Below are 18,962 nucleotides of genomic sequence, written 5' to 3'. Positions count from 1 at the left end.
GAAGAGCAGTTATTGAGTGTGCAGCGTAACGACATTGACAAGGCAAGATTCTCTCAGTCCGAGGAATCATTCCTCGAAGCACTATTGTTCTAAAAGTGACAAGCGATGACCTGGGTATCACGAATTTGAGAGCGACTATTGATCGCAATGCGAATCCGATTCACCATTCTATGACGATGGGAGTTCGAGACTGCTCTGGCAATCAGTGGGAAGAAAATTTGTCGAGTTGCCATCGACGCGGTGAATCGGAATTGAGGGATCAGCACGAATGCCAATGGTCACGCGGCGACCACGAACGCGAACAACCGAGAGTTCGATGTCATCGGAAATTCGAATTGTCTGACCTTGTTTGCGACTGAGAACGATCATCCTTGCGTCCCTGATAGGTTTGGTGGTGAGAAAACAGAGCCTATTGAGTTCTGACTGTGATCAAGTTTTGCACAGAGTGTACTCCAGTGATCGCGAAGACGGTTTCCTGAGCGAGTTGCTTTCGGTACCAACTGGATACGTTGCCACGAAGAACGACCTGGCCCATGGCAACATCAACTGAAATTTCAGATTGAGAGAATCGACGAATTTCGAAGAGCTGTTTTTGAACAGTCTCTTCGATATGTTGATCCTCCCCACAATTGCTTTCGAAACAACTCCTGATCATGCCTCACTCCCCTTGCCTCATACAATTCTTGACGAGCAAACCTCAAGGCAAAGTCCATACCAGTCATCAAATTTTTGACGATGGATTTCCGACGTTGGTCTGAAACTATCCCAGAATGAGAAATCACCAGCTTTTCTTTATTCGTGGCAGTACGCTCAGGATCGTAAGAGTCTGGAAATGATGAGCGATATCGCCTGCGGGGCTCCGACCAAGGAGTCAATTTGGTATGAACACCAAATTACGACTCATTGATGAGTGAGTACAACCACCGAACGTGGCTGGAGAACGTAGTACGGTTGATCGAGAACGCTCGCTGTCTCGGAGAGCGAGATATATTGAGAATCAATGCGGGCAGTGTCGATTCTCAGTTGCCAATTCATTTCCTGTTTGGCACTGATTTTAAATTGTACTTTCTCAGCACTTGAGTTGACCATCACGTAGAGATCCTCGTCCTCTGGAATTTCTTTCTCCAGGAAGAAGGCGAGGGTCCGTGAGGGGGCAGACATGTCGACAGTCCCGTGAGCGCCGTACCACTGGATATCGTCGCGCCAGAAGTGGGAACGTGAGAGTGTCGGATGTGACTTGCGAAAAGCAATCATCTGAGATGCGAACTGAAAGACGTCCTGATTTTCTTCGAGTAAATTCCAGTCCAACCAAGAGGTTTCATTGTCTTGGTTATAGGGATTACTATTGCCCTGTTGTGTGTTTAGAAATTCGTCGCCCATCCGAAACATCGGAGTACCGTTCGACAGCATTAACAGGCAAAAGAAGTTTCGGACCTGTAGTTTTCGGAGTTGAATGACGTCTTGCGAAAGATTGTCGTCACCTTCTGCACCACAATTCCAGCTGAAATCGTCGTGTCCATCCATGTTGTTATGCCCGTTAGCTGCGTTCCGCTTTCGGTTGTAGGAGACAAGGTCGTAAAGCGAAAAACCATCATGTGACGTTACATAGTTGATGCTTTGAAATGGTCGAAACGCTTGTGACAAGTCGTCAGAAAAGAGGTCAGCGCTGCCGTACAGACGCGTCATGAGGTCGCCAATCATACCGTCATCTCCACGGACGAATCGCTGTAGTGTGTCACGATAGCGACCGTTCCATTGATGCCAATGAATCCCAGGAAAAGCACGACCGAGCTGATAGGCACCGCCAGCATCCCACGGCTCGGCAATCAATCGAACACTCTTGAGAGCAGGATCGTCTGCGATTTGGGCAAACAAGGGTGGGTCTTCAACGTTGATTCCACCGTCAGGATTTCGTGTAAAGATGGACGCCAGATCAAAACGAAACCCATCAACGCCCATTTCAAGAGCCCAATAGCGGAGGCTGTCCAGAATTAATTGCTGTACAACTCGATTTGACGTCTGCAGAGTGTTGCCTGTTCCGCTGAAATTGGCATACGGTTCGTGATTTGTTGAAGCTTCATTTGCGATGTAATATGTTCCATTGTCAAATCCCTTATAGCAGTAGGTCGGACCGGATTGACCACCTTCGCTTGTGTGGTTGTAAACGACATCAAGAATGACCTCGATTTCAGCGGCGTGTAGGGCATCGACCATCTCTCGGAAATTCGTATGTTGCTGGCAGGCGTCTCCTTCAGTGGCATAGCTCTGATGGGGAGAAAAGAAGTTCAGTGGCATGTAACCCCAGTAATTCTGATCATCTGGATCGAACTGAAAGACTGGCATCAATTCAACAGCAGTGACCCCGAGTTTTTTTAGGTAAGGGATCTTGTCGATGATCCCCGCGAAGGTCCCCTGTCTCTGTTCGGAAACTTCGGAACTCGCATGTCGAGTGAAACCCCGCACATGCAATTCATAAATGATGAGATGCGCACCGTGACGAATTCGATGAACCGGTCGGTTCGGCGATGGGCACTGACAGACCGTCAACAAGCCCAGCGGTGCTTTCCCATCGTTCGCTCCGGGCTGACTTGCGGATTCACGGTCGAAATTCTTGGGAAAGTGTACTGATTTGGCATACGGATCTAGCAGAATTTTACTGGGGTCGAATGCGATGGCGTGGAAGCCGTTGTCATTCTCTGGTCCCGCTACTCGATAGGCATAGTATTTTGCAGCGGGACAATTAGAGCGTAAGATGCGAGCGTGCCAGACTGGACCAGACTTGTTAAGGATGCCATCAAATTGAAATGTGAGGAGTGGATCAACGAGGTCGTCTTCGGAGTACAACAGTAGTGACAATGATGTTGCGTGCTTCGAATAAAGTGCAAAATTCCAGGCTTGCTGCGGTACGATCCAAGAAACACCAAGTGGAAATGGGGTTCCTTCAGAAGCTTCCCAATCAGGAACGATTGGACTTTGCAATTCTGCTTCACTTGCGTGTTTCTTACAATGCAGGCAGGAGTACTGGGTAGGCTTCATTTTATCTCAGTTTTAAAGTGGCTCGCCAGCTCAAGGCTGAATGAGCGATATCGCCCCTCCGCTCGGTCACATCCGCTCAGGGCGAGATTGCGTTTTTGAATGCCTGACTTCTCCAAGATACGATATTGGTGTTTCTTCTTCGTAAGTAACAAAGAGGTATGTCGTATGCTGGTTAAGGAATCAGAAACAGTCATGGGCAATTTGCACTTCTTATTCCACACATCACTTGACTTATTGAATTCAATTTCGCAGGAAATGTCATGGCACCATCTACATCTACAGAAACCTTCTCTCGAATCGATTCCTGGTGGCGAGCAGCGAATTATCTTTCTGTCGGGCAGATCTATCTACTCGACAATCCGTTATTGAAAACGCCTCTGTCCTTTGACAATGTTAAGCCTCGATTGCTTGGACACTGGGGAACGACTCCAGGGTTGAACTTCATTTATGCTCATTTGAATCGTGTCATTAAGAATCATGATTTAGACATGATCTATATCACTGGTCCCGGGCATGGTGGACCGGGAATGGTTGCCAACACCTACCTGGAAGGGACCTACTCCGAAGTCTATCCGACGATTTCTCAGGATGCGGAAGGAATGAGCTTGTTGTTTAAACAATTCTCTTTTCCTGGTGGAATTCCCAGCCATGTCGCTCCTGAAACTCCAGGTTCGATTCATGAAGGGGGGGAACTGGGGTACGCCCTGTCCCACGCCTACGGGGCAGTCTTTGATAATCCAGACCTGATTGCCACTTGTGTGGTCGGTGATGGCGAAGCAGAGACCGGTCCGCTGGCGACCAGTTGGCATTCCAATAAGTTTTTGAATCCCGTTCGCGATGGTGCTGTCCTCCCGATTCTCCATTTGAATGGTTACAAGATCGCAGGTCCGACAGTTCTCGCGAGAATCAGTCATGAAGAGCTTGATCAGCTCTTTCGAGGTTATGGGTACACACCTCACTTTGTAGAAGGTGATGATCCGGCAGTGATGCACGAGAAGATGGCGGAGACGCTGGACGTTGTTGTTCAAGGGATTCGTCAGATTCAACATGAGGCGCGCGGGAATGGTTTTCGTTCGCGTCCCAAGTGGCCCATGATCGTCTTACGCACTCCCAAAGGCTGGACATGCCCCTCCGAGATTGATGGTCATCCCGCAGAAGGGTCTTGGCGGTCACATCAGGTTCCTCTGGGATCGATGCATGCAAACCAGGAACACCTAGAAGTGCTGGAGAATTGGATGAAATCGTATCGACCGGAAGAACTCTTCGATGAGAATGGTCGACTCCGAGGAGAGATCGCTGAACTTGCACCAGTGGGTCAACGTCGGATGGGAGCGAATCTTCATGCAAATGGTGGCGCACTTTTACGAGATCTCAACCTGCCTGACTTCCAGAACTATGCCGTGGACGTCCCTCAACCGGGACGGGTTGTCGCTGAAGCGACACGAACTCAAGGCAACATGATTCGTGACATTTTCAAACTGAACGAAGAAACTGCTAACTTTCGAGTATTCAGTCCTGACGAAACGGCATCCAATCGTTGGGGAGCTGTTTTTGAAACAACGGCTCGGTGTTCGACAGCAGAGATTACCGAATCCGACGACCATGTCGCTGCCGATGGTCGTGTCATGGAAATGCTCAGCGAACATCAATGCCAAGGCTGGCTCGAAGGGTATTTACTCACCGGTCGACATGGATTTTTTTCCTGCTACGAAGCATTTATTCACATCGTTGATTCCATGTTTAACCAACATGCGAAATGGTTGAAAATCACTCGGCAGATTCCATGGCGAAGGCCGATTGCCAGTTTGAATTACTTACTGACTTCGCACGTTTGGCGACAAGACCATAACGGCTTCAGCCATCAGGATCCCGGTTTCATTGATCATGTTGTCAACAAAAAGTCGGAAATCATTCGCGTCTATCTGCCTCCCGATGCAAATACTCTCCTCAGCGTCACGAACCACTGCTTGAAAAGTCGTGATTACGTCAATGTTGTTGTTGCTGGAAAACAACCAGCATTACAATGGCTGGATATGGATGCTGCGATCAAGCATTGCACAGCTGGCTTAGGGATTTGGGATTGGGCGAGTAGTGATCAAGGCTCGGAACCTGATGTGGTCATGGCTTGTTGTGGCGATGTTCCCACACTCGAAACTTTAGCTGCTGTCGATTTGTTAAGAACGCATCTGCCTAATCTCAAAGTGCGCGTGATTAATGTTGTGGATCTCATGAAGTTGCAACCGCCGAGCGAGCATCCGCATGGACTCAATGATCGAGAGTTCGATGTCCTGTTTACGACAGACAAACCGATTGTTTTTGCTTACCACGGCTACCCCACGCTCATTCACAGGTTGACCTATCGTCGATCAAATCACAGAAATTTACATGTTCGTGGATACAAGGAAGAAGGAACAACAACCACACCGTTTGACATGGTCGTTCTGAACGATCTTGATCGATTCCATTTGGTTCTCGACGTCATTGAGCGTGTTCCTCACCTACGAGCAGCTGCGGCAAATCTCGAACAGAAAATGCGAAACAAGCTCATTCACCACAAACAGTACATTGAGGAGCATGGCGAAGACCTTGCTGAGGTGAAAAACTGGAAGTGGCGAACATCAGATGAAGTCTCTGCCACAAAGAATGGTGAGTAAACATGCTGGTTCTCGCTTTAAATGCAGGGTCGAGTAGTTTGAAATTCAGCCTGCTTGATTCCATTGATGAACGACAATTGTTCCACGGTCAATTCTCTTGGGCTGGTTCCGAGGCTCGGTATCTCTGCCGATCGGGGCAGGAAGTCGTGCAGGATTTCGAGTTGGAATGGAGAGGTTTTCCGGTTGCGTTGGAACGATTGGTCGCTGAGTTGAGTCTTCTTCTGGACGAGAGGCCAATTGAGTTCGTCGCCCATCGAATTGTTCATGGTGGACCCGAGTTTACAAAGCCGCTTCGTATCACATCAGCGGTGGAAACCTCACTCGAACTGCTCGTTCCACTGGCGCCACTACACCTCCCCGGTTCGCTTGAGGTGATCAAAGCCGCACGTAAGGCTCTCTCTCAAATTCCTCACATCGGAGTTTTTGACACCGCCTTTCATGCCACGATCCCGGCTGTGGCGGCAACTTATCCGATTCCTCAACAATGGACAGAGCGATGGCAAATACGTCGCTTTGGTTTTCATGGATTGAGTCACGAATATTGCACAAATCGAGCTTACAAAATACTGGAGGACGAGAGTCCGCATCCGCGTTTGGTGATTGCCCATATTGGCAGTGGAATTTCAATCACAGCTGTGGAAGATGGGAAGTCAATCGACACGACAATGGGCTTCACGCCGCTGGAAGGGATGATGATGGCGACTCGTTGTGGAAACCTTGATCCAGGCCTCATGCTCTACTTGCTGCGGGAATGCAGTTTTACTCCGAACGAACTTGCGGATGGGCTAAACTTTCAGTCTGGACTGCTGGGCGTCTCAGGTGTTTCGGGGGATCTCCGTCGAGTCATTGGAGAAGCGACGAACGGTCACAAACCTTCGCAGCTGGCGTTCCAGATCTACGTGCACCGCTTACGACAAGGAATCGCAAGTATGGCTGCGTCGATGGATGGCCTGGACAGTCTGGTGTTCACTGGCGGCGTCGGGACACATTCCCCACTTGTGCGATCTGCAGTGAGCGATGGACTCAGTTTTTTAGGAATTGAAATCAATCCGGATCGCAACCGGGACTGTGTGAGTGATGCCCTCATCTCTACGGAGGAATCTGAGAAGCAAGTTCTAGTTATTGAAACCAACGAGGAACTCATGCTCTGTCGTCACGCAGTGCAAGTCATCATGGAGAATTAGGCGCTGCGTGAGTCTGCGCTCTCTAGGATTTGTTGGCGAGGAAGCGGTGGTTCATAATCAAATGGAGATCGGGCGGAAAATGTTCTATTCGCCAGTCGTCGTCACTTGCATCGTACAAGCGTTCAAGTGCTTTTAAGATGTCATGGCGGCTGACTAACCCCAAGAGGTCATTCTCATCGTCGATCACCGGCAGATGTCTCATTCCGTGATGTACGAAGATCGAGGAGAGTGAGAAAACATCGGTTTCAGGTGACACACAAATCGGATGTTTTTTCATGATGGTTGCCCCCGTCTGGGGTGGGCGGGGGTTTCCGTAAAACATTTCGTTAGTCAAAAACTCCAGACAATCTTGTTCAGAAACAAAACCGGCGAGTTGTTTTCGATGATCACCTGTTTCCAAAATCACCGGAGCGCAAGAAATCTTGTGATGCGTGAGGAAAGTGACGATTTCCCACAATGTCATTGATGGCGTCACTGTATGAACGCGACGGTTCATAAGCGAATTCGCACTAGGAATCGTGGGCTTGGATGTCATGGGTAATTCTCCTCTGGATTGATGTTGTTTTCATCCTTGTTTTCCAGACCATATTTGTTGATCAGTCGATACAAACTACGGCGATTGATCCCCAGCGCTTCGGCAGTCCGCTTCCGACTTCCACGTTCGCGGAAAAGTACCTTGGCAACGTGTCTCCGTTCACGTTCTGCCAGATTGTCTGTCTCTTCACTGTCAAGGGGCATGCCTGACACACCGGAGTAAAGGGTACGCCCAATCACTTCCGGCAACTCGTGAAGAGTGATCGTTTTGTCTTCACTGAGAATGGTGGCACGTTCAAGAATGTTTGAAAGCTCTCGAACGTTTCCGGGCCAATGGTAGTTGCACAAGGCTTGGCGCGCTTCATCAGTCATCTGCCAGCGATCAGGACCAGATCGACTTAGCAGGTGGTCGATTAAAAGAGGAATGTCGTCTCGTCGCTCCCGCAAGGGTGGAATCTCTATGGGGAGAACATTGATGCGGTAGAAAAGATCTTCGCGAAATCGATGTTCGTCAACTTCCGTTTGTAAATTACGATTGGTCGCAGCGACAATCCGGACATCAACATGTTGTTCACGTGTTGAACCGACACGACGCATGCTTCCATCCTCCAAAACCCTCAGCAGTTTGGCTTGCAGTCCCGATGCTAGTTCCCCCAGTTCATCGACGAAGAGAGTTCCGCCGTTTGCCACTTCAAACAAACCAGGCTTAGCAGCACTGGCGCCAGTAAAAGCTCCTTTCTCGTGTCCAAACAGTTCACTTTCTAGCAACGTCTCTTGAAGGGCAGCGCAGTTGATCGTCACCATAGGTTTGGTGGCACGTTGACTATTTTGGTGGATCGCTCGTGCGACCAGTTCCTTTCCGGTTCCGCTTTCTCCCAAGATCAGAACAGGGCTGTTGGTAGGAGCCGTTTTCTCGATCAATCGCAACATTTGCCGCATCGGCTGTGTGGCTCCTACGATTTCTGAAGCCGCTGATGTTCGATGCAAAGCAGCTTTCAACTGGGAATTCTCTCGACCAAGCTGTTGGCGTTCATACGCCTTTCCCAGTGTGATCAGCAACTCGTCAAAGGAGCAAGGTTTGGTGACATAGTCATAGGCTCCCAATTGCATCGCTTTGACAGCCGTCTCAACACTCGCTTCCCCCGTGAGCATGACCACTTCACATGCAGGATCAATCTCTTTCAGCCGAGTCAGGAGTTCGATGCCATTCATTTCCGGCATCGAGAGGTCAATTAAAGCGACTTCAAACTGTCGTTTTCGCGCGGACTCGATCCCGAGTAACGGTCTCTCGAAATCCATTACCGAGTGTCCAAGTCTCGCAAGCCGTCGGGCAATCGATCCTCGCAACTCATTGTCATCATCGACGAGCAACAAATTTATTTTTAAGGATTCAGATTTCATTCCCACAATTCACTTTTTCACCTTTGCCAGATTTTTAAGACACATTCTGATTCACTCTTGAAAGGGATGAGTTGAGGTTTACCGCAATCGATGTTCCGATTCGCTTGGTGTCCATGCCGCTAGAGGTCGTGGACAAAGACTGAGCCAATTTCGTCGCTCGACCCTGAGGCAGCGGGCGGTTCAGGGACACGGACTGGGCGATATCGCTCACTTCTGTGTTCCGGGTTTGACGGGTGGGTAATACGTATCGGTCATCCTTGAATCCCTCATTCTTCCGGTCCGGATGGTCGACAGATACAAGGGGAGAATGTCAAAAAATGTATCAATAGGGGATGTCATGGTGTCTGTTCGAACAATTGTCTTTTGTTGTGTTCTGCCGTTGTCGCTTTCAAATTTCACCAACGGCGAAGAGCCTTCCTCTCAAAAGGGAAATCTAGAGACAGATGTTTCGTATGAAGCAATTCGTCCCTGCATTGGAGTTGGCTATCAGCCCTATACTTATCCTGCCGTCGGGACATGTCCTTGTGGGGATAGTCCCTGTTTCCATCCGCAACGCTATTACTGCGGAGGAAAGACCTACAAAAAGTCTTGGATGAAGAAATGGATCGGAACACAATTCGGAAAACGTTCGATGCTGGATGACTACTGTTGTGACTGTCTCGTTCCGACGGCGGTCCCCCGAACCTATCTGAAAACCATCGCCGTCGATTCCGCAGTTGGATCTCAAGTTCCACCAGCACCTGCCGCGGAAGGTGCGAGAGAATAGGATTCTTAATGGAACATGGAATCGCTCAGTCATCAATACGAGTCCTGCTGCGGAGTTGATCTGGAACACATTTTGTGCACTTGCCATGGCGATCTAAAGATTTTTGAATGCGTGATTCGTGGGCTCCCAGAGTGATTCTGTGGGAAGACAGAAGGAAAAACGACTGCCTTTCCCAACGACTGACTCGACCCAAACTTGCCCTCCATGCTGTTCAGTAATTCGCTTTACGAAATACAGGCCGAGTCCCTTTCCGTCGTGGTTTCGGCCATCACATCGATAAAACGGCTGGAATATTTGTGTTTGCTGCTCTGGGGGAATTCCAGAACCATTATCAGAGACTGTGAATATGTGTCGTTCACGAGTCGTCTGAGCTTCAATCTCGATGCGCCCTCCAGTTGGAGAAAGATGATGCGTGGCATTGGAGACAAGATTTGCGAAAACTTCTCGTAGTCCGATGGGATCAGCCCAAACGCGAGGAGCTTCACTGGGCAAAATGAGTTGAACGTCAGTTCCATCAGCGTACATTGGTAGCCGGTCCTGAATCTCGGCCAGAAGGCGACCTGTTTCAACCCATTGTGGAGTTCCCGTGAGATCAGACTTCGACAAAATATCTTCAACAACTTTCATGACCTGATGACATCTTTCATTCGCTGACCGCAATGCATCCCGTGCAGCGACTGGAATCTCTTCCGAAAAATCATCGACCACTTCCTCAATAACGTTACCGATTGCATTGAGGGAACCACGAATTTCATGCCCCGCAAGTTTGGCATATTGGCGAGATTTCACTTCCGTGTGGTAGTACATCTGCAGAGCCTGTTCGAGTTCTGAATTGTGTCGTTTCAGCGACTTCTTGGATTCCGCGAAATATGTCTCCAATGTCAAACCAATGTCGAGCAAGATCACTTTAAGAAGAGACAGAAGTTGTTTGGGGACTTCCTTGCCCAGAGACGCAGCAAAGGCCGGAAAGCACTCTTGCAAATAGATGTTGTATGCACCGAGATACCAACGCGGTTCCAAACCAATCTGTTGGTGTTTCTGCCCAATCTGCAATCGCTTACGAGCGTATTCAGCATCATATTTCCCGGAAAGCAATTCACTGAAGTACTCAATTTGCATGCTTTTAAGACGCGCAATAAGTCGCGGATCTTTTAAAAACTTACTTGTCGTCGTATATGACAACAGGTGGTCGTAGAAGTTTTCGATCAGTTGTGAGGCGATACTCGTAAAACTGCTCTGTAGCTCCGCGACAAATTTTTCATCTTCTCCAGTCAGCTTTAGGAAATGTTTCTGTTCTTCGAGTTGTCGTTCATTGACGGTGTTGTCGTCCATTGACTGGGCACTCATAGTTGTTCCTCACGACTCAAATTTGACAGTGAATTCCCTGAATTGGACGATTCATAGGCGGGCTCGATGCACGCAAGCTGCTTTTCACTCTCTTGGCTTATGAGCCCTTTCGTGAACACGTTTGAACTGTGCTCCCGAGAAGGGCTCCAGAAACACATTTTCTCACTCACCCGGATTTTGGTCACCATGCTCGCCAGCTTGGTGAGCAGCGTGGTCATGGTGCTCCTTGAGTTTCGCCAGGTATTCTTCTGGGTTTTCAGTCACTTTTTTGACACAGCCCTTACAGCAGACCCAGACGTCTTGGTTTTCGAGGCTGACCTTGAGCGGAGTTCCCATCGACCCCAGCATCTCTTCCGTCACAGGACAGATGTGCTGCTGCATGGCTGCTTTTTGGTCCGTCTCGGACAACTCGGCCAGACCTTCTTTCATGGCCTGGTGGTCGTGCCCTTCATGACTGTGGTCTCCATGGTCATGATCATCTCCAACATCCTCATTGGGAGAAGTAGAGACCGGAGAAGGTGATGTCGATGAAGTGGTTGAGGCGGAATCACTGCAGCCTGCTAGCCCGATCATGAGACCAGTGCCAACAACTGCCAAGATAGCGAAAGACGCAAATGTGAAACGGTTCATCTTAAGTTGCTCCTGTTATGGAAAATGATTGAAATCAATCACCGAGTGGGGATCTGGCGCGACATGCGCCAAATCGTGTGTTGTTGCGGTTTGAGAGTGAACTCGCTCTCAATACGACAAAAAGAGTTTTGACCGAATTAAAGAATCGTCCGCTTCTTGAAGCACTTGCGGACACAACGGTGCCATTAGAGTTGTAAGCGGCATAGAAGAACGGTGGCTGACGTTCCTTGAGTCGCAAGCGAGGCTAACCAGACGTCCCCATGCCTTGCGCCACTGAGTTGGTCAAAGATTGAGAACAGCACATGCGTCGAATCACTGTTAGTCTCAGCATCACTCCCAAGGCTGTCTTCGATAATGAATATTGCAACAGGCTGATGATGGCAATCGCAAGGATGATTCAAAGACTTGCAGCAGTTGCCTGCCTGGTGACATCGGGATTGTCGAGAGGCACATCTCGGACAGTTCTCTAGAATTTGACCGGACTTCTGTACATTCTCGCTGTCCCTACTCGCACTCATGCTGCCCTCACTCACACTACTCTCACCCACTGTGCAACAGCGACAGGCCTCGGATGGGATTCCTGAGGCGAGCAAGGCTAAGATTGTGAGTATGACTGTCATGAGTAGGTCTGTTCTCCTTAACCTTTTGATGCCAGAAAGGAGGAGCTTCTTCACAAGAATCCAATTTTTTTGTAAAAACGGTGCTCATCGATGAAAACGTTTCGTTGAGAAGCCTCAGCACTCGCTCAATTTTCAAGAAATCAAAGAATCTCCCGAAGGAAATCTGGTCTCAGATCATCTAAATCAGGTGTAGATGAGTGCCGTTCAAACAACTCATGGCGACTTCACAACTCCATCTCGACATTTCCGCTTGTCAGCGTGGTGACCGTGAAGCACAACGCCTCTTGTTTGAAGAGTACAACCAGCGAGTTTTCCGACTGGCAGGGAAGATTGTCGGAAAATGTGATGCTGCTGATTTGACTCAACAAATTTTCCTCAAAGTCTTTCAGAAAATTTCACAATTTGAACATCAATCACAATTTCAGACATGGTTGTATCGTTTGGCCACCAATGAGTGCTTACAGCATCTCAGATCGCGTGCACGCAATCGAGAATTTTCTGCGGATGTCGATGTCGCAGCAAAGACCTCCGATAGCACGATGGGATTAGATGACTGCGAATTGCTTGAAATGGCAATGAATCGGCTGGATCCAGACTTGCGCATGATTTTTCAGCTCCGCGAGATTGAGATGCTCAATTATGCCGAGCTTGCTGAAGTACTTCAGATATCAGAAGGGACAGTCGGATCACGACTCAACCGCGCGAGAAAGTTATTGCGAGAGCATCTTATAGATCTAGGTTGGGAAAGCTGACATGAGCGAGCATGAAATGACATGTAAAAATACACAAAGCTTGCTTTCGCATTTTTTCGATCATCATCTCGATGAACAACAGCGAGAGACCATCTCCGAACACTTGGAACATTGTTCAGATTGTTCACGGGTTCTGAATGACTATAAGCAACTCTCAGTTTTAAACCAGGCAATCGAGAGCCCTCAACCGCCAGCCAACCTTTGGGCGAAAATTCAACAAGACTTAGATGGTCAACCAGCAGATCCCGCTCCGCTGATCCTGACAACTCCTCGAAGACAGGTGGCACGACCATGGGTGGTCGCAGTACTGCTTCTAATGGTCTTCGGCATTTCATTTGTCGCAATTCAGAGCCGATCTCATGACCATCAACATACGATGGTCACGATCGAATTCGATGAATATCTAGATTCATACGCCGCGAGCCCGCAGCAGGCACTGAAGGACCTTTTTAGTGAATACCCTCAGCGAACGGTCAGTGTTGAGACTGCAACAAAACAAGTCGGCTATCGTCCTGTCGTCGCGAATTCGCTGCCCAGCGGCTATACGGTCGAATCGATTCAATTACTGAAGATGCCTTGCTGTGAATGCGTCAAGACAATTTGCACCAGTGATTCTGGAGACCCTTTTGTCGTGTTTGAACATGATGCTGAACAAGCGATTTGGTTCGGTCATCGGGAAAAACGACAGTGCGACTGTGGTGGAAAACCGACGACGGTCATGGAGTTCGATCAGCAAATTGCTGCCACATGGCGAGTCGGTAAGCGGTCGGTTTCGGTCGTCGGCCTCAAAGATGTGCAGGAGGTCGAAAAGCTAATGCCCTATCTTGGGCGCGATCCATCCGCTGGTTAGAGCAGTCTTCTCGACAATCACTTCGATTCTAGACATTCCTCACTTTCTTTGTGAACTCGCACAGCAGAATGCATCACCCATTTGAAGATTGATTTAATTCTCCAATGGCTGTACGAAATCAAGCCCCTTCAGTTGCTGTTGGTGATTGTTTCAAGGCCGTTTGAATACAGAGCAACAGTTCATTGAATGAACATGGTTTCCGGCAATAGCAATCGGCTGGAAGCTTTGAGGCTTGCAAAACTTCTTCCGGAATCTCTTCGACCGCGGCTGTACAAATCACCGTGGCGAGGAATCGCCCTTGACTCATCAACGTGCGATAAAGCTCCAGACCAAAGAGCTGGTTCACTGCTGGCTCAAGTAGCAAGAGATCGATTTCATCCTCTGTACCGAGATAGGAAAATGCCGACTCCGCAGAGTTGGCTTCCAAAACACGAATCCCCATTCTTCTCAGTCGACGAGAAACGGTTGTTCGTGACAGTTCGTCATCGTCAACGTAGAGAATTGTGGTTTCTTGAGAGTTCATTGCGTTTGATCCTCGATCGAAAATCACTGAGGTGACAGGTGGATGAGGCACTTCTTGTGCCGAAATGACTGTGCTCAATAATTTTCTGAGAAAGTCTGCTTGCCACACCCTCAGAGCTTCTGATTAAAGTATCAACTCATATCTCCGATCAATCTGTTTCCAATTCTTAGGACCAAGCTGTCACCGTCCTCGGTCAATTCGCCCTGTGTTGAGCTACATCGCCGGTTAGAGGGGCGGAGATTGAACGGCAAACCTGGGTATGCCATTTGCTAACCGTTGATCCAGACAAGAACTTGTAGACAAAGAAAACGTAATGAACGATCAAAAAAGAGGACTCCAAGCTGTTCCTGGTCAACGCATGTCATTGAAAATTGGAGTGATGGGAAGTGCGGCCACTGGACAGGATACTGAAACGCTTCAAACCGCTCGACTGCTTGGCGAAGAGATTGCCCGGGCTGGCTGCGTCACGATTACTGGTGCCTGTCCAGGTCTTCCTCTTGCCGCTGCACAAGGAGCACATACGGTTGGAGGGCAGGTAATCGGCATTTCGCCAGGGCTGAGTCTCGACGAACATCTTTATAAATATCATTCTCCCGCAGAGTTTCACGACGTACTCATATTCACGGGTAGCGGGTTGATGGGGCGTGAAGTTGTCAATATTCGGTCTTCTGACATCGTGGTGATTGTAGGTGGGAGCAGCGGGACGTTAGGAGAATTGGCAATCGCCTATGATGAAGGAAAGCTTATTGGCGTTCTCACGGGGACCGGTGGAATTACCGATGTCATCCCACAGATCTTGAAGGCTTGTCAGAAAGAGACAGGAGCTCGGTTGATCTATGATAACCACCCTCAAAAATTGATCGAGCAATTGTTGGAAGTTTATCGTACCGAACACTATCAACACCCTTCTTGCTTTTGCATGGCATGCGAGACGGTGGAAACTCAGGGAGATCTTGCGACTGTTCGCGACCCTGTTTGCGGGATGTGGCTTGATCCGAAGTGCGCTGGGACAACAAAGAAGATCAATGACGTGGTCATCTATTTCTGCTGTTCAGCATGTGCAACAGAGTTTGAAGCCAATCCTTCCAGGTATAGCGTCACTTAACCAGCTGGGTTGGAAACATGATCAGAGAACGTTAAGCGAAATGAACACACAACTCATCAAAGTCATTTTGCGGCGAGAACGAGCATACGTTTTGGTTCAAAATCCTATAACATGTTCTGAGCCCCACAGGATGCCTAAAGAATTTCGGATGACCTTTTTGAATAGGTCGAGAAGCAAATTATCTGATCTGTTTGCTTGCAGACCCGTTGCGGGCGAATACGCCCATCGCTGAGCGATTTTGCATTGACAGGTCGTGTGATCGCTACACGAGCGGGAACCTAAACCAAAGACTTTTTGCGAGGAACCAATAAATCTGTAAAACCTGGACATCGTTAAGGCGACAGGTATTGGATTTGCGTTCTTGACCGTTCGATAAACATCAAACACAACATCTGGTAACTTAATCGTGAACCAACTCAATAAAGACACAAATCTGAACTCTGGAACGGTCGTTTCAGTCCGAGGGAGTGTTGTTGATGCTGAATTCAAAGAATCGTTGCCTCCGGTTCATCATGAGTTGCATACGGGGGACGATGGCGAGATCGTCATCGAAGTATTGACGCAACTCGACAATCAGACCGTCCGTGGAATCGCATTGACTCCCGCAAGAGGTCTTGCACGCGGTGCGAAGATTGAGGACACAGGTCATCCACTTCGTGTTCCGGTTGGGCGTGAATTGCTCGGGAGAATGCTGAACGTTTTTGGTGAGCCTGTCGATCAAGGAGAGCGCTTTTCCAACTGCGAATGGAGATCGATTCATCACGAGTCACCAGAGCTCGTTGATCGTCCAACACATGCTGATATTTTTCTGACAGGTATCAAAGCGATTGACGTGTTGGCTCCACTTGAAAGGGGTGGAAAAGCGGGGCTGTTTGGAGGAGCTGGTGTTGGCAAAACGGTGTTAATCACGGAGCTCATTAATAACGTGGTGGGTGAGCACGAAGGTGTCAGTCTCTTCTGCGGTATTGGAGAACGCTGTCGAGAAGCTGAAGAATTATACCGGGAGATGAAAGTCGCGGGAGTCTTGGAAAACACGGCAATGCTTTTCGGCCAAATGAATGAACCGCCAGGAGCGCGTTATCGTGTCGGGCATGCAGCGTTGACGATGGCAGAATATTTCCGCGACGATTGCCGACAGGATGTCCTTCTACTGATTGACAATATTTTCCGATTTGTTCAAGCGGGGACCGAAGTCTCGGGCTTGATGGGCGAACTCCCTTCTCGTGTTGGTTACCAACCAACATTGGCGTCCGACTTGGCGGAATTGGAAGAACGGATTTGTACGACTTCCAATGGGTCAATCACTTCTGTTCAGGCGGTTTATGTTCCGGCTGACGATTTCACCGATCCATCTGCTGTGCATACGTTCGCTCATCTCTCAACGTCAATTGTGCTCTCCAGAAAGCGAGCCTCCGAAGGACTCTACCCTGCGATTGATCCTTTGCAATCCGGCTCAAAAATGTTGATGCCTCCCATCGTGGGGGAGCGACATTATCGTATTGCTCAAGACGTTCGTCGAACGCTTGCGCAATACGAAGACCTCAAAGACATCATCGCCATGCTTGGTTTAGAGGAACTTTCGAGTACAGACAGGAAAACCGTCAATCGGGCTCGGCGGCTGGAACGCTTCCTGACTCAACCGTTCTACACGACTGGTCAATTTACTGGTCACGAAGGGCGCATCGTCTCTTTAGAAGATGCGTTGAGGGGGTGCGAACGAATTTTGGAAGATGAATTCTATGACATGCCAGAACGAGCGTTATACATGATCGGTGCTGTGGATGAAGTTCAACGGAAGGAGGTCTCCCCATGATACTGAAAGTCCTTTTACCAACATCAATCTTACTTGACGAAACCGTAACGAAAGTGGTCGCCGAGGGGCAAAACGGATTGTTCTGTTTATTACCGAAACATGTCGATTTTGTGTCCGCACTTGTTCCTGGAATCTTAACATTTCAAACAGAAGATCAGGTTGAACAGTATCTTGCCGTTGGAGAAGGGATCCTGGTCAAGACAGATTCGATCATTCGTGTTTCGACCAGACATGCCGTTCGCGGAACAGATTTGGGGCAACTCCGGCAAAAGGTGAAGTACGAGTTTGAATCACTCGATGACCGTGAACGTGCTGCACGCACTGCAATTGCACAACTGGAAGTCGATTTTGCACGTCGTTTTCTACAATTGAAGGAGCGCTCTCATGTCTAAATCGACGAATGAGAATCACAACACTGAACGCTCTGAAATTGAACGGCAGGTCGCAGCGAAAGAAGCTCGTAGACTCAGGGCGCAATCAGAAAAGAATCAAAGTGTCTGGTTTGGTTTAGGGATGATGGGACTCGTTGGTTGGTCGGTGGCGATTCCAGCATTGATCGGAGTCAGCGTGGGAGTTTGGATCGACACGACCTGGCGGAGTCCCTACTCATTTGCACTCATGTTGCTGCTTTTCGGGATTTTCATTGGCTGTCTCAATGCCTGGAAATGGGTGGAACGTGAACGATCTAAAGAGATCCCGCCGCATCGCAAACAAACTGAACATGCTGAGATGAAAGGCTCGGGAAATGCAAAGTAGCATTCTGGAACTCATGTTATCACTTCTCGCAGGTGGACTACTGGGACTCCTTTTTTATGGAAGCCTTTGGCTCACTATTCGTCAGTTGCCACGAACGAAGCAACCAGCATTGTTGTTTCTGGGAAGCTTTCTCGTCAGGATGTCAATCACATTATTCGGATTCTGGATTGTCATGGCTGGTCAATGGGAGCGGGCTCTTGCTTGCCTGTTCGGTTTTGTCATCTCTCGCATTCTGATGACACTATGGTTACAGCCGCGTTCGCAGCATGCACCTGCTGAGGTAATCAAATGAACGCAATTCAGATCAATCCCGATACCCCAATCTGGGAATGGGGACCGTTCGTTTTAAATCAGACGTTGATCTTTACCTGGATTTCGATGGCGGTGCTGGTCGCTCTTTCCTGGTTGATGACGCGCACACTCTCCAGTGACACAAATTTTTCACGCGGACAGAACTTGTTGGAAGTGTTGGTCGAGACTTTACAGAATCAAATTCGTGAAGTCAGCGGTCAACAGACCGGCTCCTACCTCCCATTTATTGGGACGCTGTTTTTATTCATTGCAATTTCGAATTTACTAGCAATTGTGCCCGGTTATTATCCTCCGACAGGTTCGCTCTCGACGACAGCAGCTCTAGCGACATGTGTGTTTGTCGCTGTCCCGGTGTACGGAATCTCTAAAACTGGACTCAGTGCTTATCTACGACAGTACTTGCAACCTTCGGTGTTTATGCTCCCTTTTAATATCATCGGAGAACTCTCTCGAACTTTGGCACTCGCTGTCCGACTCTACGGAAACATGATGAGCGGTACAGTCATTGGAGCAATCCTGTTGGGATTCGTGCCTCTATTCGTTCCCATTGTCATGCAACTCTTCGGCTTACTCACTGGCATGATTCAAGCTTACATTTTTGCAATCCTGGCGATGGTTTATATCGCATCCGCAACTCAAGCACAGTCCACTTCAACTCTTGATTCAGAAGGAAACTAAT

The 18,962-nt window shown here is 48.7% G+C and carries 19 protein-coding genes; 11 read left to right on the top strand and 8 right to left on the bottom strand.

What is annotated here, in order from left to right; all coding sequences use genetic code 11:
* Window positions 1-168 precede the first annotated feature (168 nt).
* The 3 genes from Mal48_RS05695 to Mal48_RS05685 all read right to left on the bottom strand — a co-directional run bounded on the left by Mal48_RS05695 (window position 169) and on the right by Mal48_RS05685 (window position 3,036).
* Window positions 169-369, bottom strand: a complete 201-nt coding sequence (locus tag Mal48_RS05695) for a carbon storage regulator (protein WP_145196976.1) — start codon at window positions 367-369, stop codon at window positions 169-171.
* Between the two features lie 40 nt (window positions 370-409).
* A complete protein-coding gene (locus Mal48_RS23865) occupies window positions 410-655 on the bottom strand; it encodes a BON domain-containing protein (RefSeq protein WP_145196974.1) in 246 nt (81 codons plus the stop codon).
* Between the two features lie 245 nt (window positions 656-900).
* Window positions 901-3,036, bottom strand: coding sequence for a glycogen debranching protein (locus tag Mal48_RS05685; RefSeq protein WP_145196972.1), 2,136 nt, complete (start codon window positions 3,034-3,036; stop codon window positions 901-903).
* A gap of 260 nt (window positions 3,037-3,296) precedes the next feature.
* Between Mal48_RS05685 and Mal48_RS05680 the strand changes: the two genes are divergently transcribed.
* Window positions 3,297-5,690, top strand: coding sequence for a phosphoketolase family protein (locus Mal48_RS05680; protein WP_145196970.1), 2,394 nt, complete (start codon window positions 3,297-3,299; stop codon window positions 5,688-5,690).
* A 2-nt stretch (window positions 5,691-5,692) separates the two neighbouring features.
* On the top strand, window positions 5,693-6,874 hold the full coding sequence (locus Mal48_RS05675) for an acetate/propionate family kinase (RefSeq protein WP_145196968.1): 1,182 nt from the start codon (window positions 5,693-5,695) through the stop codon (window positions 6,872-6,874).
* A gap of 22 nt (window positions 6,875-6,896) precedes the next feature.
* Here Mal48_RS05675 and Mal48_RS05670 read toward each other — a convergent pair whose 3' ends face one another.
* Both Mal48_RS05670 and Mal48_RS05665 read right to left on the bottom strand, forming a co-directional pair.
* Entirely contained in the window at window positions 6,897-7,409 is a 513-nt protein-coding gene (locus Mal48_RS05670) for a CBS domain-containing protein (RefSeq protein WP_145196966.1), read from the bottom strand.
* Window positions 7,406-8,809, bottom strand: coding sequence for a sigma-54-dependent transcriptional regulator (locus Mal48_RS05665; protein WP_145196964.1), 1,404 nt, complete (start codon window positions 8,807-8,809; stop codon window positions 7,406-7,408). Before Mal48_RS05665 ends, Mal48_RS05670 begins: the two co-directional genes overlap by 4 nt.
* A 337-nt stretch (window positions 8,810-9,146) precedes the next feature.
* Here Mal48_RS05665 and Mal48_RS05660 point away from each other — a divergent pair, with 337 nt between their 5' ends.
* Window positions 9,147-9,575 (top strand): hypothetical protein, encoded by a 429-nt coding sequence (locus tag Mal48_RS05660; RefSeq protein WP_145196962.1) that lies wholly within the window; start codon window positions 9,147-9,149, stop codon window positions 9,573-9,575.
* Window positions 9,576-9,668: 93 nt separating this feature from the next.
* Here Mal48_RS05660 and Mal48_RS05655 read toward each other — a convergent pair whose 3' ends face one another.
* Both Mal48_RS05655 and Mal48_RS05650 read right to left on the bottom strand, forming a co-directional pair.
* Window positions 9,669-10,922 carry a protoglobin domain-containing protein gene (locus Mal48_RS05655; protein ID WP_145196960.1) on the bottom strand — a complete coding sequence of 418 codons (1,254 nt, stop codon included), beginning with the start codon at window positions 10,920-10,922 and terminating at the stop codon, window positions 9,669-9,671.
* 162 nt (window positions 10,923-11,084) lie between these two features.
* Window positions 11,085-11,552, bottom strand: coding sequence for a hypothetical protein (locus tag Mal48_RS05650; protein ID WP_145196958.1), 468 nt, complete (start codon window positions 11,550-11,552; stop codon window positions 11,085-11,087).
* A gap of 817 nt (window positions 11,553-12,369) precedes the next feature.
* On the opposite strand from Mal48_RS05650, the gene Mal48_RS05645 reads away from it, so the two are divergent.
* Both Mal48_RS05645 and Mal48_RS05640 read left to right on the top strand, forming a co-directional pair.
* Window positions 12,370-12,924, top strand: coding sequence for an RNA polymerase sigma factor (locus Mal48_RS05645; protein WP_197442088.1), 555 nt, complete (start codon window positions 12,370-12,372; stop codon window positions 12,922-12,924).
* Between the two features lies 1 nt (window position 12,925).
* Complete coding sequence (locus Mal48_RS05640) at window positions 12,926-13,774, top strand: anti-sigma factor family protein (RefSeq protein WP_145196956.1); 849 nt, start codon at window positions 12,926-12,928, stop codon at window positions 13,772-13,774.
* Window positions 13,775-13,892: 118 nt separating this feature from the next.
* Here Mal48_RS05640 and Mal48_RS05635 read toward each other — a convergent pair whose 3' ends face one another.
* Complete coding sequence (locus Mal48_RS05635; protein WP_145196954.1) at window positions 13,893-14,297, bottom strand: response regulator; 405 nt, start codon at window positions 14,295-14,297, stop codon at window positions 13,893-13,895.
* Window positions 14,298-14,610: 313 nt separating this feature from the next.
* On the opposite strand from Mal48_RS05635, the gene Mal48_RS05630 reads away from it, so the two are divergent.
* The 6 genes from Mal48_RS05630 to Mal48_RS05605 all read left to right on the top strand — a co-directional run bounded on the left by Mal48_RS05630 (window position 14,611) and on the right by Mal48_RS05605 (window position 18,961).
* Window positions 14,611-15,402: an SLOG cluster 4 domain-containing protein gene (locus tag Mal48_RS05630; protein ID WP_145196952.1), complete on the top strand. Its 792-nt coding sequence runs from the start codon at window positions 14,611-14,613 to the stop codon at window positions 15,400-15,402.
* A 406-nt stretch (window positions 15,403-15,808) separates the two neighbouring features.
* Complete coding sequence (atpD, locus tag Mal48_RS05625; protein WP_145196950.1) at window positions 15,809-17,215, top strand: F0F1 ATP synthase subunit beta; 1,407 nt, start codon at window positions 15,809-15,811, stop codon at window positions 17,213-17,215.
* On the top strand, window positions 17,212-17,607 hold the full coding sequence (locus tag Mal48_RS05620) for a F0F1 ATP synthase subunit epsilon (protein ID WP_145196948.1): 396 nt from the start codon (window positions 17,212-17,214) through the stop codon (window positions 17,605-17,607). The genes atpD and Mal48_RS05620 overlap by 4 nt, the downstream gene beginning before the upstream one ends.
* Entirely contained in the window at window positions 17,600-17,971 is a 372-nt protein-coding gene (locus Mal48_RS05615) for an AtpZ/AtpI family protein (protein WP_145196946.1), read from the top strand. The genes Mal48_RS05620 and Mal48_RS05615 overlap by 8 nt, the downstream gene beginning before the upstream one ends.
* Window positions 17,961-18,263 (top strand): ATP synthase subunit I, encoded by a 303-nt coding sequence (locus Mal48_RS05610; protein WP_145196944.1) that lies wholly within the window; start codon window positions 17,961-17,963, stop codon window positions 18,261-18,263. Before Mal48_RS05615 ends, Mal48_RS05610 begins: the two co-directional genes overlap by 11 nt.
* Window positions 18,260-18,961 carry a F0F1 ATP synthase subunit A gene (locus Mal48_RS05605; protein WP_145196942.1) on the top strand — a complete coding sequence of 234 codons (702 nt, stop codon included), beginning with the start codon at window positions 18,260-18,262 and terminating at the stop codon, window positions 18,959-18,961. Before Mal48_RS05610 ends, Mal48_RS05605 begins: the two co-directional genes overlap by 4 nt.
* Window position 18,962 lies beyond the last annotated feature (1 nt).

Origin of the sequence: Thalassoglobus polymorphus, from assembly GCF_007744255.1 — a bacterium.
Taxonomy (GTDB): Bacteria; Planctomycetota; Planctomycetia; order Planctomycetales; family Planctomycetaceae; genus Thalassoglobus; species Thalassoglobus polymorphus.
Note: the sequence above shows the minus strand (reverse complement) of the source record. Positions and strands in the feature narration are given on the sequence as shown.

Coding starts and splice junctions, on each gene's coding strand:
- Mal48_RS05695 (WP_145196976.1), bottom strand. CDS start 369: ATGATCGTTCTCAGTCGCAAACAAGGTCAGACAATTCGAATTTCCGAT.
- Mal48_RS23865 (WP_145196974.1), bottom strand. CDS start 655: ATGATCAGGAGTTGTTTCGAAAGCAATTGTGGGGAGGATCAACATATC.
- Mal48_RS05685 (WP_145196972.1), bottom strand. CDS start 3,036: ATGAAGCCTACCCAGTACTCCTGCCTGCATTGTAAGAAACACGCAAGT.
- Mal48_RS05680 (WP_145196970.1), top strand. CDS start 3,297: ATGGCACCATCTACATCTACAGAAACCTTCTCTCGAATCGATTCCTGG.
- Mal48_RS05675 (WP_145196968.1), top strand. CDS start 5,693: ATGCTGGTTCTCGCTTTAAATGCAGGGTCGAGTAGTTTGAAATTCAGC.
- Mal48_RS05670 (WP_145196966.1), bottom strand. CDS start 7,409: ATGACATCCAAGCCCACGATTCCTAGTGCGAATTCGCTTATGAACCGT.
- Mal48_RS05665 (WP_145196964.1), bottom strand. CDS start 8,809: ATGAAATCTGAATCCTTAAAAATAAATTTGTTGCTCGTCGATGATGAC.
- Mal48_RS05660 (WP_145196962.1), top strand. CDS start 9,147: ATGGTGTCTGTTCGAACAATTGTCTTTTGTTGTGTTCTGCCGTTGTCG.
- Mal48_RS05655 (WP_145196960.1), bottom strand. CDS start 10,922: ATGAGTGCCCAGTCAATGGACGACAACACCGTCAATGAACGACAACTC.
- Mal48_RS05650 (WP_145196958.1), bottom strand. CDS start 11,552: ATGAACCGTTTCACATTTGCGTCTTTCGCTATCTTGGCAGTTGTTGGC.
- Mal48_RS05640 (WP_145196956.1), top strand. CDS start 12,926: ATGAGCGAGCATGAAATGACATGTAAAAATACACAAAGCTTGCTTTCG.
- Mal48_RS05635 (WP_145196954.1), bottom strand. CDS start 14,297: ATGAACTCTCAAGAAACCACAATTCTCTACGTTGACGATGACGAACTG.
- Mal48_RS05630 (WP_145196952.1), top strand. CDS start 14,611: ATGAACGATCAAAAAAGAGGACTCCAAGCTGTTCCTGGTCAACGCATG.
- Mal48_RS05620 (WP_145196948.1), top strand. CDS start 17,212: ATGATACTGAAAGTCCTTTTACCAACATCAATCTTACTTGACGAAACC.
- Mal48_RS05615 (WP_145196946.1), top strand. CDS start 17,600: ATGTCTAAATCGACGAATGAGAATCACAACACTGAACGCTCTGAAATT.
- Mal48_RS05610 (WP_145196944.1), top strand. CDS start 17,961: ATGCAAAGTAGCATTCTGGAACTCATGTTATCACTTCTCGCAGGTGGA.
- Mal48_RS05605 (WP_145196942.1), top strand. CDS start 18,260: ATGAACGCAATTCAGATCAATCCCGATACCCCAATCTGGGAATGGGGA.